15 protein-coding genes are annotated in these 13,624 nt (G+C 77.4%); 11 read left to right on the top strand and 4 right to left on the bottom strand.

Annotation, left to right across the window (positions count from 1 at the left end; all coding sequences use genetic code 11):
* Positions 1-45: 45 nt before the first annotated feature.
* Both GTQ99_RS10855 and GTQ99_RS10850 read right to left on the bottom strand, forming a co-directional pair.
* Positions 46-486 (bottom strand): SAV_6107 family HEPN domain-containing protein, encoded by a 441-nt coding sequence (locus GTQ99_RS10855; protein ID WP_166615747.1) that lies wholly within the window; start codon positions 484-486, stop codon positions 46-48.
* A gap of 75 nt (positions 487-561) precedes the next feature.
* Positions 562-990 carry a DUF6504 family protein gene (locus tag GTQ99_RS10850; RefSeq protein WP_205707226.1) on the bottom strand — a complete coding sequence of 143 codons (429 nt, stop codon included), beginning with the start codon at positions 988-990 and terminating at the stop codon, positions 562-564.
* A 337-nt stretch (positions 991-1,327) separates the two neighbouring features.
* Between GTQ99_RS10850 and GTQ99_RS26855 the strand changes: the two genes are divergently transcribed.
* From GTQ99_RS26855 to GTQ99_RS10810, 8 genes are all read left to right on the top strand, one after another.
* The gene (locus GTQ99_RS26855; protein ID WP_166615746.1) at positions 1,328-1,984 is read left to right on the top strand and encodes a DUF6318 family protein; all 657 of its coding nucleotides are present in this window, start codon (positions 1,328-1,330) and stop codon (positions 1,982-1,984) included.
* A gap of 245 nt (positions 1,985-2,229) precedes the next feature.
* Entirely contained in the window at positions 2,230-2,820 is a 591-nt protein-coding gene (locus GTQ99_RS10840) for a PKD domain-containing protein (protein ID WP_166615745.1), read from the top strand.
* A 61-nt stretch (positions 2,821-2,881) separates the two neighbouring features.
* The gene (locus tag GTQ99_RS10835; RefSeq protein WP_166615744.1) at positions 2,882-3,403 is read left to right on the top strand and encodes an aminoacyl-tRNA deacylase; all 522 of its coding nucleotides are present in this window, start codon (positions 2,882-2,884) and stop codon (positions 3,401-3,403) included.
* Positions 3,400-4,308, top strand: coding sequence for an alpha/beta fold hydrolase (locus tag GTQ99_RS10830; RefSeq protein ID WP_166615743.1), 909 nt, complete (start codon positions 3,400-3,402; stop codon positions 4,306-4,308). The genes GTQ99_RS10835 and GTQ99_RS10830 overlap by 4 nt, the downstream gene beginning before the upstream one ends.
* Positions 4,309-4,375: 67 nt before the next feature.
* Positions 4,376-5,092 (top strand): monooxygenase, encoded by a 717-nt coding sequence (locus tag GTQ99_RS10825; protein WP_166615742.1) that lies wholly within the window; start codon positions 4,376-4,378, stop codon positions 5,090-5,092.
* A 47-nt stretch (positions 5,093-5,139) separates the two neighbouring features.
* Entirely contained in the window at positions 5,140-5,946 is an 807-nt protein-coding gene (locus GTQ99_RS10820; RefSeq protein WP_166615741.1) for a carotenoid biosynthesis protein, read from the top strand.
* A complete protein-coding gene (locus GTQ99_RS10815) occupies positions 5,943-7,052 on the top strand; it encodes a glycosyltransferase family 2 protein (protein ID WP_338074915.1) in 1,110 nt (369 codons plus the stop codon). The genes GTQ99_RS10820 and GTQ99_RS10815 overlap by 4 nt, the downstream gene beginning before the upstream one ends.
* On the top strand, positions 7,049-8,527 hold the full coding sequence (locus GTQ99_RS10810; RefSeq protein WP_166615740.1) for a phytoene desaturase family protein: 1,479 nt from the start codon (positions 7,049-7,051) through the stop codon (positions 8,525-8,527). Before GTQ99_RS10815 ends, GTQ99_RS10810 begins: the two co-directional genes overlap by 4 nt.
* Before the next feature lie 23 nt (positions 8,528-8,550).
* On the opposite strand, the gene GTQ99_RS10805 is transcribed toward GTQ99_RS10810, so the two are convergent.
* Entirely contained in the window at positions 8,551-9,195 is a 645-nt protein-coding gene (locus tag GTQ99_RS10805) for a CDP-alcohol phosphatidyltransferase family protein (RefSeq protein WP_240897185.1), read from the bottom strand.
* Between the two features lie 130 nt (positions 9,196-9,325).
* Here GTQ99_RS10805 and GTQ99_RS10800 point away from each other — a divergent pair, with 130 nt between their 5' ends.
* The 3 genes from GTQ99_RS10800 (at position 9,326) to GTQ99_RS10790 (ending at position 13,026) form a co-directional block, all read left to right on the top strand.
* Positions 9,326-10,369, top strand: coding sequence for a polyprenyl synthetase family protein (locus GTQ99_RS10800; RefSeq protein WP_338074914.1), 1,044 nt, complete (start codon positions 9,326-9,328; stop codon positions 10,367-10,369).
* Positions 10,370-10,477: 108 nt separating this feature from the next.
* A complete protein-coding gene (crtI, locus tag GTQ99_RS10795) occupies positions 10,478-12,046 on the top strand; it encodes a phytoene desaturase family protein (protein ID WP_338074913.1) in 1,569 nt (522 codons plus the stop codon).
* On the top strand, positions 12,037-13,026 hold the full coding sequence (locus GTQ99_RS10790; protein WP_166615737.1) for a phytoene/squalene synthase family protein: 990 nt from the start codon (positions 12,037-12,039) through the stop codon (positions 13,024-13,026). The genes crtI and GTQ99_RS10790 overlap by 10 nt, the downstream gene beginning before the upstream one ends.
* Before the next feature lie 43 nt (positions 13,027-13,069).
* Here GTQ99_RS10790 and GTQ99_RS10785 read toward each other — a convergent pair whose 3' ends face one another.
* Positions 13,070-13,462: an Rv2175c family DNA-binding protein gene (locus GTQ99_RS10785; RefSeq protein ID WP_166615736.1), complete on the bottom strand. Its 393-nt coding sequence runs from the start codon at positions 13,460-13,462 to the stop codon at positions 13,070-13,072.
* Between the last annotated feature and the right edge of the window lie 162 nt (positions 13,463-13,624).

Genomic DNA, 13,624 nt, shown 5'->3' with positions numbered 1-13,624 from the left:
GGGAGGAGGTGCCGGGGTGCGGTGCGGACCGCGCCCCAGCCGGTGTCAGCCGGCCAGCGGGTGGACGGCGCTGAGCCCGAGCATCGACTCCACGACGCGGTGGAACCGCTCCGCGGCGGCGAGCAGGCCGTCCGCGGCGGCGGCGTCCACCGCGCCGGTGCGACCGGCCTCGACGGCGGAGCGCGTCGCCGCCGTGGAGGCGAAGAGGTCCGCCCACTCCTGCAGCGAGTCGTCGAGGCGCGGCAGCATCTCCCAGACGCTGCGGGGGCTGCTGCGCCGCGGGCCGGCCGGGCGGCCGCGCACCGCGACGAGCGCGGCACCCGCCCGCAACGCCGACAGGTGGGCGTGCACGTACCGGTCGGCGGGGTCGTCCGCGCGCATCGCCTCGACGAGCTCGGCCTCGCAGCGCTCGAGGAGGTCGAGCGCCGCGTTGGTGAGCGGCCGGGGGACGTCGGGGATGTCGGAGGTGCTGGACGCGGTGGTCATCGCGAGCTCCTGTGCGATCTGGCTGAGAGGTGTGGCGTCGGTGGTGCCTTCAGGTGGATCCTTCGGGTGGTGCGGTCAGTCGCTGACGCGCAGCAGCTGCCACGCGCCGTCCGCGTCACCACGAGCAGTGGTACCAGTGCCCTCCGACACTGCCGCCGTCCCGAGGGCGACGGAGCGGGCGAGGTCGTAGACGCCGCTCGCCGCGCAGCGCCCCACGCTGGCCTCGACCCGGAAGACCTCGCGCTCGAGGTCGCCGAGCTCCAGGACCGGCCGCGCGGTGCTCGCCGCCCCGCCGCGACCGGCGCCCACCGCCGTCACCGCGGGCTCGTCCCCGTGCACGGCGGCGACCGCGGAGTGCTCCCACCACGCCCGGCGCTCCCGCCACCGGGACAGCAGCTCGCGCACCACGTAGAGCCGTCCGCGCCAGACGAACTGCACGGGGGCGTCGTGCGCCTCGCCCAGCGCACCGGACCGGACGTGCACCTCGTCGGAGAACCGTCGCACCGCTGTTCACCCTCTCCGCTGGAACCGGCACCGCGGGTGCTCCCGCGGTGAGCGGGCCGGGGGAAGCGGCCCGGACGACGCACCCGGCGGCGCGGCCCGCGGAGCTTCCCCTCCCCACGGGCCGCACCACCGAGCGGCCACCACGATCGAACAACCGTTCGAACGCACTTCGAAGCTACACCACGGGCCTCGGGCCGCGTCAACGGTGAATCGGCCGCCCGCGGCAGCGCAGGCCGCTCCACCGGGACGCGCCGCGGTCCCCCACACGGCCGCCGGTTGTCCACAGGAGGCCTCCCGGCACCGGCGCGGGGACGGCGGCGCGTGCCACCGTGCGCGGGTGATCCCGCTCCGCCCGGCCGTGCCCGTCGCCGCCCTCACCGCCCTCGGGCTGCTCACCGGCTGCTCGGGACCGGCGCCGTCCACCCCGGCGCCGGCCCCCGCCGCCACCGGGGCTCCCGCGACCGCGTCCGCGGGAGCGGCACCCGGGGCTGCGCCGGTCCCCGCCCCGCCGCAGGCGGCGGACGCCGCGCCGGCCGCTGCACCAGCGCCGACGCCGCTGGCGACGAGGTCCCTGCCGGCGCCGGAGCTCGACCCGCTGGGGCGGGTGCCCACCGAGGAGGGCGCGAGCTACTTCGCGATCTACTTCGTCGCCGTGCTCAACCACGCCCGCGAGACGGGCGACCCGAGCCTGCTGCGGCGGATCTCCGACCCCGGCTGCACCGGGTGCACCTACTACGCCGAGGAGATCGACGAGTACCGCAAGCGGGGCTACTCGAGTGTGGGTCTGGAGCTCGTCTTCCGCGGAACTGACTACGACTACTGGCACCCCCATTCGGGAGAACTCGGCCTGACGGTGATCACCAACCGGTCAGCACACAGCGTCGTGGATGCTGCTGGCACGGTCATCGACGAAGTTCCAGAACTCCTCGAAGGTCGGACCGCCCTGGATTTGAAGTGGCTGCAGAACCAATGGGTCGTGTGGGAAGTCGAATGAGGTGCAAGCGGCTGGTGATCGCCGGGAGTGCCGCACTGGCCCTGACGTTCTCCGCTTCGCCGAGCACTGCAACGGCCAAGCCGAAATCCTCAGGAGTCGCGCGAGGGAGCGATGTGGTCGTCGATGCTCAGACCTCAATTCCCGGACGACGAACGGGCGACTCCGGGGGAAGGTCCGCACAAAGCCCATCGGGCCCGCCCGTCACCGTCGTCCACACGCCGGCCTGCAGCCGCAACACCCCCGACGTGCCCGCCAGCGACAACTCCTGCCGCGCCGCCGGCGCGAACTGCCCGCCGGGGCAGCTGCTGACCACGGTCTGGGCCCGCACCGGCGAGGGGCCGTGGACCAGCCGCGGGACCCGGTGCACCAGCGAGGCCGCCGCGGCCGCCGCTCCCGTGCAGGTGCCGGCCGTGACGCTCGCCGACCTCCAGCGCGTCGGCCTGCCGGCCGGGGCGGTCGAGGTCCAGCCCGGCGACGGGCAGGCGCTCGTCAACGTGCCCGTCATCGTGCACACGCGGGCCGAGACCGTCGTGCGCGACACGACCGTCCTGGGGTTCCCGGTCACCGTCCGCGCCACCCCGGTGTCGTGGACGTGGTCCTTCGGCGACGGCGGGACGCTGGGTCCCACGAGCACGCCCGGGGCGCCGTACCCCGCGCACGAGCTCACCCACACCTACGTGCGCGGCGGGGACCACGAGATCGTCCTCACCACCGCCTACCGCGGGGAGTACACGATCGCGGGGCTGCCGTACCGGCCCGTCGAGGGGCTCGCCGCGGTCGTCTCCGCCCCCGTGCCGATCCACCTGCTGGAGGGCACCGACGTGCTCACGCGCTGAGGGCCGCGGGACCGCCCGCTCGGCGCGACGCCGGGCCCGCACCGCTCTACCGTGGTGGGGCATGAGGTGGACGGGGACGAGCGAGGCACCGGCCGTCGTGCCACCGGCCCGCGTGCCGGCCCCGGCCGTGGAGGCCACGGCGGCGGCGCTCGTCGCGCTCGGCGCCACCGGCGAGGTCCGCGAGCTGCCCGCCGACCTCAGCGGACCGGCCGAGGTGGCCGCCCACCTCGGGGTGGCGACCGCGGCGCTGGCCCGGACGACCGTGCTCACCACCCGGGACGGGCGGCGGCTGATGGTGGTCTCCTCGCGGGTGCACCGGCTGTTCCCGCCGGCCCTGGCGGCCGTGCTCAGCGAACCGGAGCTGACCGTGGACGACGACCTCGACGTGCTGCGCTGCACCGGCGCCGTCCTCGGCTCTGCCTCCCCTATCGGGCTCGCCGAGCCGCTGCCCACGTTCGTCGACGTCGCCCTGGCCCTGCACCCGGTCGTCTGGGTCCCCGCCGGGCACCCGCACACGCTGTTCCGCACCCGCTACGACGAGCTCCTCCGCCTCACCGGAGGGCACCCCGTCGAGATCGGATGAGTGCACCGGAGGGCCTGGCCGTCCACCTCGTGGAGCAGGCGGGGGCCCGGGCGCCGCGGGTGGTGCTCGTGCACGGCCTGGGCAGCGCCGCGAGCACCTGGTCGCTCGTCGTGCCGCACCTGGCGGCGGAGCACCGGCTGGTCCTGCCCGACCTGCCCGGCCACGGCGAGAGCCCGCCCGTGGACGACGTCGGCGAGATGAGCCCGCGCGCCCTGGGGCGGCGGCTGCACCGCCTGGCCCGGCGGTTCGCGCAGCAGGACGGGCGGCCCGTGCACCTCGTGGGGCACTCCCTGGGCGGCTGGGCGTGCCTGGAGGCCGCCGCCGACGACGGCGCGGCCACCGGGCGCCCGGGGGCCCGGCCGGCCGTCGCCACCGTCACCGCGCTCACCCCGGCCGGGTTGTGGGCCGCCCCGCGGCGGCGCCCGCCGCTGCTGCCGACCGGTCAGCAGTTCGCCCGGTGGGCGGCCCGGCTGCCGGTGGACGTCACCGCGAGCGCGTGGGGGCGGGCGCTGGCGTTCGGCGCGACGAGCGCGGCCCCGCGCCGGCTGCCGCCCGAGGTGGCGCGCACCGCGGTCGCCGCGGTCGCCGCCGCCGCGGGCTACGCCGCCGCCGACGCGGGGATCGCCGCGGGCCTCTTCGAGCGCGCCGGGCAGGTGCGGGTGCCGGTGGCGGTCGTCGCCGGCCGGCGCGACCGGGTGGTGCCGCCCTCGCACCTGCTGCGCGAGCGCGCACCGGCGCACGCGCGCTGGCTGGAGTGGGACGACTGCGGCCACGTGCCCGCGTGGGACCGCCCCGCCGACGTCGCGGCGCTGGTGCGCGAGCAGGTGGCGCAGGCGGCGCACGCGGCGCACGCGGTGCACGCGGTGGAGGAGGCGGAGCAGGTGGAGGCGGAGGAGGGCCGCTGAACGTCGCGGCCGCCCGCCCGGCCGGGCGTCCCGCGCGGGCGGCGGGCGGCGCCCGTAGCCTCGGCGCGTGCCCACCGACCCCCCGGACGCCACCGGCGCGCCCGCCCTCGTCACCCTCGACGTGTGGACGGTGCCGCCGCGGCGGGTCCCCGGCGCGCTGTGGCGGATGGCGGCCGACCGGCCCGCGCTGGCCCGCACCCCCGGCGCCCGGTTCGCCAAGCTGATGGGCACCGGCAGCGGGCGCACCTTCACCGTCCGCGACGCCGACCCCCGGCGGTGGGCGCTCCTCGTCGCCTGGGCCGAGGCCGCGGACGCCGACCGCTTCGAGCGCTCCGCCACGGCGCAGGCCTGGCGCCGGCTGGCCGACGAGCGCCTGCAGGTGCGGCTCGCACCGCTGACCAGCCGCGGCCGCTGGTCGGGGGTGGAACCCTTCGGCGCGCGCCGCCGCGGCGAGCACGAGGGCCCCGTCGCCTCGATCACCCGCGCGCGGCTGCACCCGGCGCGGGCGGCGTCCTTCTGGAGGTCGGTGCCGCCGGTGTCGCAGCAGCTGCGCACCGTGCCGGGGCTGCGGTGCGCGCTGGGCGTCGGCGAGGCGCCGCTGGGCTACCAGGGCACCTTCTCGCTGTGGGAGTCGACGGCCGCGCTGCGGGAGTTCGCCCACCGCACCAGCGCGCACCGCGACGTGGTGCGGCGCACCCCGCGGGAGGGCTGGTACGCCGAGGAGCTCTTCGCGCGCTTCGCCGTCCTCGACGTGCGCGGCACGCTGGACGGGCGGACCCCCTGAGCCGGGCGGGGGCGGCGCTGTCGCGGGCCGCTCCTAGAGTGCTGGCCGTGCCCCTTCGACTCGCACCGGCGCTGGCCGGGGCCCTCACGGGTGCGGCCGTGCTCACCCAGGTCGCCCACCCCCTGCTGCGCGGGCGGGCGCTGCACCGCACGACCATCGGCTCGGTCGCGGCGTTCTCCGCGGCCGCGGTCACCGACGCGGTCCGCCGCGGCGGGGTGCGCTCGGGCCTGGCGACGCTGGCCGTGGCCGGCGGGCTCGGCCTGGCGGTGGAGGTGGTGGGCACCCGCACGGGCCGGCCGTTCGGGCGCTACCGCTACGCGCGCTCCCTGGGCCCGCAGGTGCTCGGGGTGCCCGTCGTCGTGCCGCTGGCGTGGACGATGCTCGCCCAGCCCGCGCTGCAGCTGGGCCGGCGGCTGGCCCGCGACCTGGACCGCCCCGCCCGCGACGTCGTCGCCGTCGGCGCCGCGGCGTGGACGCTGGCGAGCTGGGACCTCTTCCTGGACCCGCAGATGACCGCCGAGGGGCACTGGGCCTTCGAGCAGCCGCACCCGCACCTGCCCGGGGTACCCGGGATCCCGCTGGGCAACTACGCCGGCTGGCTGCTGACCGCCACGCTGATCTGCGCCGCGCTGCACGCCGCCGTCCCCGCCGAGGCGGGCAGCGAGCGGGAGGGGGACGCGCCCGCCACCGTGCCCCCCACCGTGCCCGCCGCGCTGCTCGGCTGGACGTGGGCGGGTTCGACGCTGGCCAACGCCGTCTTCTTCCGCCGCCCGCACGTCGCCGCCTACGGCGGCGCCGCGATGGGCCTGACGGTGCTGCCCTACCTGCGCTCGCTGCGGCGGGACGCGCGGTGAGCGCGAGGGCCTGGCGCGCGCTGACCTGGGCCGGCTCCGCGGCGGCGACCGCGCTGACCGCGCACTCCCTGCTCAACGCGCGGGCGCTGCGCACCCCGGCGCTCGACCCGCCCGAGGTGCGCGGGCGCGTGAGCGTGCTGGTGCCGGTGCGCGACGAGGAGGAGCGCGTCGGGAGCTGCCTGACCTCGCTGCTGGACCAGCTGGCCCTGCCCGACCACGAGGTGCTCGTCTACGACGACGCCTCCACCGACCGCACGGCCGACGTCGTCGAGGCCGTCGCGGCCGCGAACCCCCGGGTGCGGCTGCTGCGCGGCGACGGGCCGCCGGCGGGCTGGCTCGGCAAGGCGCACGCCTGCCAGCGCCTGGCCGAGGCCGCCACCGGCGAGGTCCTCGTCTTCGTCGACGCCGACGTCGTGCTCGCCCCGCACGCCGTGGCCGCGGGCGTGGACCTGCTGCGCGCCACCGGCCTGGACCTGCTGTGCCCCTACCCGCGCCAGCTGGCGCTGACGTGGAGCGAGCGCCTCGTGCAGCCGCTGCTGCAGTGGTCGTGGCTGACGACGCTGCCGCTGCGGCGCGCGGAGGTCTCCGCCCACCCCTCGCTGGCCGCGGCCAACGGGCAGTTCCTGCTGGTGGGCGCGGCGGCCTACCACCGCGCGGGCGGGCACGCGGCGGTGCGCACCGAGGTCCTCGACGACATCGCCCTGCTGCGCGCGGTCAAGGCCGCCGGCGGGCGCGGCGGGGTGGCCGACGGCACGGCGCTGGCGACCTGCCGGATGTACGAGGACTGGCCTGCGCTGCGCGAGGGGTACGCGAAGTCGCTGTGGTCGGCGTTCGGCTCGGGCCCCGGCGCGGTGGCCGTCGGCGCGGGTCTCGCGCTGACCTACCTGCTGCCGCCGCTGGCCGCCCTCGCGGGCTCGCCCGTGGGCGCCGCGGGCTACCTCGCGGCCGTCGTGGGCCGCTACGCGGCGGCCGAGCGCACGGGCGGGCGCTCGCTGCCGGACGCCTTCGCGCACCCGGCCTCGGTGGCGCTGCTGCTGGGGCTGCTGGCCGACTCCCGGCGCCGGCACGCTCGCGGGGAGCTGGCGTGGAAGGGCCGCCCGCTGTGAGCCGGGTCGTCGTCGTCGGCGCGGGGCTGGGCGGGCTGTCGGCGGCCGCGCGGCTGGCCGCGCTCGGGCACGAGGTCGAGCTCGTCGAGCAGTCGCAGGAGGTCGGCGGCAAGCTCGGCTGGTACAGCCGCGACGGCTTCTCCTTCGACACCGGGCCCTCGCTGCTGACGCTGCCGGCGGTGCAGCGCGACCTCTTCCTCAAGACGGGCGCCCCGATCGAGGACGTGCTGGACGTCGTGCCGCTGGACCCGGTCGCCCACTACCGCTTCGCCGACGGCACCGAGCTGGACGTGCCCGGGGACGGCCTGCCGAGCGTGGTGCGCGCCCTCGACGAGGCGCTGGGCGCGGGCACCGGCGAGCAGTGGGCCGCCTTCCTGCGCCGCGCCTCCGACATCTGGGACGTGGCCCGCGAGCCCTTCCTGGAGTCCCCGCTGCAGGGCTCGCGGACCCTGCTGCGGCTGGCGCGCAGCACCTCCGACGTCCGCACCGTCGCCCCGTGGGCCAGCCTGCGCTCGCTGGGGCGCCGCTACCTGCACGACGAGCGCCTGCGGGTGCTGCTGGACCGCTACGCCACCTACTCCGGCTCGCACCCCGCCAAGGCCCCCGCGGCGCTGGCGACCGTGCCGTTCGTGGAGCAGGCGTTCGGCGCCTGGTACGTGCGCGGCGGCCTGCACCGGCTGGCGCTGGCCGTGGCCGAGCGCGCGGTCGAGCGCGGCGTGCGGCTGCGGACCGGCACCGCGGTGGAGGCGGTGCTCACCGAGGGCGGGCGCGCCCGCGGGGTGCGGCTGGCCGACGGCGGGGTGCTGCGCGCCGACGTCGTCGTCTCCGCGGTCGACGCCGCCCAGCTGTACGGCCGGCTGCTGCCGCGGCCGCGCTCGCGGCCGGCGGCGCGGCGGCGCTCCTCGTCGGGGTTCGTGCTGCTGCTGGCCCTGGACGGGCGCACCCCGGGCCTGCGCCACCACACGGTGCTCTTCCCCGACGACTACGACGCCGAGTTCGCCGACCTGGCCGCCGGGCGGCCGGTGGCCGACCCGACGGTGTACGTCAGCGCCCCCGACGACCCCGCGCTGCGCCCGCACGAGGACAGCGAGGCGTGGTTCGTCCTCGTCAACGCGCCCGTGCACGACCCCGGCGGCCGGGCGCCGGGCGGCACCGACTGGCGCGAGGCCGGGCTCGTGGAGCGGTACACCGGCACGGTGCTGGACGCGCTCGCGGCCCGCGGCCTGGACGTGCGGGCGCGGCTGCGGTTCGCGCAGGTGCGCACCCCGGCGGACCTGGAGGCGCTGACCGGCAGCGACGGCGGCGCGATCTACGGCACCTCCAGCGACGGGGCCCGCTCGGCGTTCCTGCGCCCGGCCAACCGCTCGCCGGTGCCGGGGCTGTTCCTCGTCGGCGGCACCGCCCACCCGGGCGGCGGCCTGCCGCTGGTGGGGTTGTCGGCGCGCATCGTCGCCGACCTCGTCGGCCCGGCCTGAGCGGCCCGGGGCGCCGGGGCGCCCTAGAGCCGGCGGCCCAGGGCGCTCGCCACCTGCACGAAGCCGATGAGCCCGAGCACCGCCCACACCCCGGCCCCCAGCGTCGCCCAGTCCAGCCAGGCGACGGCGGCGGTGGCGACGGCCGACGCGGCAGCGAGCGCCAGCCGCACGGGGCGCTCGGCGACGCTGACGACCCCCACGTCGGCGACCCCGAGGCCCTGGGCGCGGGCGCGCAGGTACTCCTGCAGCTGCGCGAGGCCGCCGGCGGTCAGGGCCAGCCAAGCGGGGGCGCCGCACCCCCACAGCACCAGGGCGCACGCCGCGTCCCCGACCCGGTCGGCGACGGCGTCCAGCAGCGCACCGCGGTCGCTGGTGCGGCCGGTGACGACGGCGACCGCGCCGTCGAGGCTGTCGAGCAGCCCGGCCGCCACGAGGAGCACCCCGGCCGCCACGGCCGCCCCGCCGCCGCGGCCGCCCGCCACCGCGGCCACCGCGGCCAGGACCGCGAGCGCCAGCCCGGTGAGCGTCACCGCGGCCGGGGCGACCCCGGCGGCGGCCAGCGGGCGGGCGACTGCGTGCACCGCGGTGAGCCAGCCGCGCACGATCCCGCCGGCGTGCGCACCCCCGTGCAGCGACGACCAGCGCCGCAGGTAGCTGTCGCGGTCCATCCCAGGCACCCGGCCACGGTAGGACCAGCCCCCGCGTGACCTGCCCGTGACCGGCGCGCACGCCCGGACGGGCCAGCGACCGGACGTGCAACCACGCGCCATCGAGGACACGTCGGAGCTGAGGACGGCGGTGTCGGAGGTCCTCGCGGACTTCCTCGCCGACCAGTCCGCGGTGCTGCAGGAGGTGAGCGAGGACTGCGCACCGGTGCTGGAGGCGGTCTCCGCCCTGCTGCGCGGCGGCAAGCGGCTGCGGCCGGCGTTCTGCTACTGGGGCTGGCGCGGGGCCGACCCGGACCTGCCCGACGAGGGCGTGGTCGCGGCGGCCGCGGCGCTGGAGCTGTTCCAGGCCGCGGCGCTCATCCACGACGACGTCATGGACGACTCCGACACCCGCCGCGGGCAGCCGGCGGCGCACCGCCGCTTCGAGGCGCTGCACCGGCAGGCGGGCTGGGACGGCAGCAGCACCCGCTTCGGCCTGGCCGGGGCGGTGCTGGCGGGAGACCTGTGCCTGGCGTGGAGCGACGAGCTGTTCTCGCGGGCGGCGCTGCCGGCGGACGCCCTGGCGCGCGGGCGGCGGGTCTTCAACGTCATGCGCACCCAGCTCATGGGCGGGCAGTACCTGGACATGCTGGAGCAGGCCTCCTCCACCCAGCGCGGAGCCGCCGGGGCCGTCGAGCGCGCCCGCCGGGTGGTCACCTTCAAGAGCGCCAAGTACTCCATCGAGCACCCGCTGCTGCTGGGCGGCTCCATCGCCGGCGCACCGGCGGGCCTGCTCGCCGACTACTCGCGCTTCGGCCTGGCCCTCGGGGAGGCCTTCCAGCTGCGCGACGACGTCCTCGGCGTCTTCGGCGACCCCGCCGAGACGGGCAAGCCCGCGGGCGACGACCTGCGCGAGGGCAAGCGGACGGTCCTCGTCGGCCTCGCCGTGCAGGCGGCCACCCCCGCGCAGGCCGGCGTCCTGGAGCGGCTGCTGGGCGCGCCGGACCTGGACGCCGACGGCGTCGAGGCGCTGCGCACCGTGCTGGTGGACACCGGCGCCCTCGACGGCGTCGAGGCGATCATCGCCCAGCAGGTCGACGTCGCCTGCGCCACGCTCGAGGCCGCCGACCTGAGCGCACCGGCCCGCGCGGCGCTGCACGAGCTCGTCGTGGCCGCCACCAGCCGCCGCTCCTGAGGACCACCGGCCGCACCGCACCACCGCAGCACCCGCCCCACCGCAGCACCGGCTCCACCCGCTCCACCGCAGCACCCCACCGCCGAGCAGACGACGGACAGGAACCCCGTGAGCCTCCGCACGAGCACCGCCCGCACCCTCGACTGGCTGCCGGGCCGCACCCGGCACGTCAGCGGCCGCACCGACGAGGTCGTCGTCGTCGGTGCCGGCCTCGCCGGCCTCTCCGCCGCGATGCGCCTGGCGGGAGCCGGGCGCAACGTCACCGTCCTGGAGCGCGAGGACGTGCCCGGCGGGCGCGCCGGGCTCGTCGTGCGCGACACCGCCGACGGGCAGTACCGCTTCGACACCGGCCCGACGGTGCTGACGATGCCCGACCTCATCGCCGACTGCTTCGACGCGCTCGGCGAGGACGTGGCGGACTGGCTGGACCTGCACCCCGTCGACCCGCTGTACCGCGGCACCTACGCCGACGGCTCGCAGCTGCTGGTCTCCGCCGACGTCGAGCGCACCGCCACCGCGATCGGCGAGCTGTGCGGCGCCGCCGAGGCCGACGGCTACCGCCGCTTCGTCGAGCACGTCGGGAACCTGTACCGCTACGAGATCCGCGACTTCATCGACTCCAACATCGACACCCCGCTGGACCTGCTGCGCCCCAACCTGGTGCGCCTGCTGGCGGCCGGCGGGTTCCGCAAGATGGCCCCCGAGGTCGGGAAGTTCCTCAAGGACCCGCGCACCCAGCGGATGTTCTCCTTCCAGGCCCTGTACGCCGGGCTCTCCCCCTACGACGCGCTGGCGCTGTACGCGGTGATCGCCTACATGGACTCCGTGGCCGGGGTGTTCTTCCCCAAGGGCGGCATGCACGCGCTGCCGACGGCGATGGCCGCGGCCGCCGAGAAGCACGGAGTGCAGTTCCACTACGGCACCGACGTCACCGCCGTGGAGCGCAGCGGGGGGCGGGCCACCGCCGTCCTCACCGCCGACGGGCGCCGCTTCGCCGCCGACGCGGTCGTGCTCAACCCCGACCTGCCGGTGGCGCGGCGCGACCTGCTCGGCGCGCCCGTGCGCCGCGGGCTCGCCTTCTCGCCCTCCTGCTACCTGCTGCTGGCGGGCTCGAGCGCGGACTACCCCGACCCGGTGCACCACTCCATCCACTTCGGCACCGCGTGGAAGGAGGTGTTCGCCGAGCTGCTGGACGGACGGCTCATGAGCGACCCCTCGGTCCTGGTCTCGCGCCCGACCGTCTCGGACCCCTCGCTGGCCCCGGCCGGCAAGCACATCTACTACGTGCTGTTCCCGACGCCGTCGCTGTCGGCGGGCGGGCCCGGCCGGCGCATCGACTGGGACGAGGCCGGCCCCCGCTACCGCGAGCACGTCATGCAGGTGCTGGAGCAGCGCGGCTACGGCGGCTTCGCCGACGCGGTCGAGGTGGAGGACGTGACGACCCCGGCGGACTGGGAGCGGCGCGGGATGGCCGACGGCGCGCCGTTCGCCTCCTCGCACTCCTTCCGGCAGACCGGGCCGTTCCGCCCGGGCAACCTGTGGGGCGAGAACGTGGTGTTCACCGGCTCCGGCACCCAGCCGGGCGTGGGGGTGCCCATGGTGCTCGTCTCCGGCCGGCTGGCGGCCGAGCGCGTCACCGGCCGCGACCGCCGCTACCGTTCGCGGGCATGGCGCTGACACCACCGGCCGAGGTCCCCCTGCCCCGCAGCAGCGCCGCCGCGCTCGACGCGGCGGCGCGCACGGACCCCGCGCTGCACGAGCCGGGGCTGCGCGCCGCCTTCGAGGCGTGCCGGCGGCTGCACGCCGAGCACGGCAAGACGTACTACCTGGCGACGCTGCTGCTGCCGCCGGCCAAGCGGCCCTACGTCTGGGCGCTGTACGGCTTCGCCCGCTACGCCGACGAGTTCGTCGACTCCCTCACCGACCCCGACCCCGAGGCGCTCGTGGAGTGGTCGGAGGGCTTCCTCAAGGCGCTGGAGGCCGACGGCCCCACCGACCCGGTCGGGCGGGCGATGGCCGCCACGATGCGCCGCTGGGAGATCCCCCGCGCGCACGTCGAGGCGTTCCTGGACTCGATGCGCATGGACATCACCGAGACCGGCTACGCCACCTACGAGGACCTGCGCCGCTACGTCTACGGCTCGGCGGCGGTCATCGGCCTGCAGATGCTGCCCGTCCTGGAACCCGTCGCCCCCGGCGCGGAGGGCCCCGCGCAGGCGCTCGGCGAGGCCTTCCAGCTGTCCAACTTCATCCGCGACGTCGGCGAAGACCTCGACCGCGGCCGGGTGTACCTGCCGGCCGAGGACCTCGACGCGTTCGGCGTCACCCGCGAGGACCTGCTGGCAGCCCGCGCCGCCGGGACGACGCCGCGGGCCGTGCGCGAGCTGCTGGCCTTCGAGACGGCCCGCACCCGCGAGCTGTACGCGCAGGCGCAACCGGGCCTGGCGATGGTGCACCCCACGAGCCGCGACTGCCTGCGCACCGCCTACGAGCTGTACGGCGGCATCCTCGACGTCGTGGAGGCCGCGGGCTTCGACGTCGTCGGCCGGCGGGTGGCGGTCGGGGTGCCGCGGCGGCTGGCGGTGGCGGTGCCGGGGCTGGTGCGCGCACGCCTGGCCCGGGTGCGCGAGGCCCGCTGGCAGCAGCTGCCGGGCTGAGCCGCCCGGTCCCCCGCCCGGTGCGGGCGGGGGACCGGGCGGCTCAGAAGCCCATGGCCTGCGCCCGGCGCCGGACCTCCGTCTTGCGGTTGGCGCGCAGGGCGTCGATCGGCGTGCCCGGCAGCGTGTCGTCGGGGGTGTGCAGCCAGCGGATGGCCTCGGTGTCGGAGAACCCGGCGTCGGCCAGCACCGACAGGGTGCCGCGCAGGTGGTTCAGCGGGCCCTCGGGGGTGACGAACGAGGCCGGCACGGAGGCCACGCCGCGCTCGCCGCGGCGCACGGCGATCAGCTCGCGCTCCTGCAGCCAGCGCCGGACGTCGCGCTGGTCGACGCCGGCCACCTGCGCGACGTCGGGGACGGTGAGCCACTCGGGCACGACGGGGTCCAGGTCGTCGCCCTTCTCACGGGCGAACTCTGCTCTCAACGGTGCGGACACCCCTCCAGTCTGCCGCCCCGCCGCCGCGATCACGACTCGCCCGGGGCACCTCCCACGGCGGTGCCGGGCGGTCCGCCATCGTGGGCACCGTGGTGCGCCGCCGGCGCGGTGGTGGTCCGCTAGGTTCGCACGAGCCCCAGCGGCCCCACCCGCCCCGCCGGC

Origin of the sequence: Kineococcus vitellinus (genome assembly GCF_009906315.1) — a bacterium.
GTDB lineage: Bacteria > Actinomycetota > Actinomycetes > Actinomycetales > Kineococcaceae > Kineococcus > Kineococcus vitellinus.
Note: the sequence above shows the minus strand (reverse complement) of the source record. Positions and strands in the feature narration are given on the sequence as shown.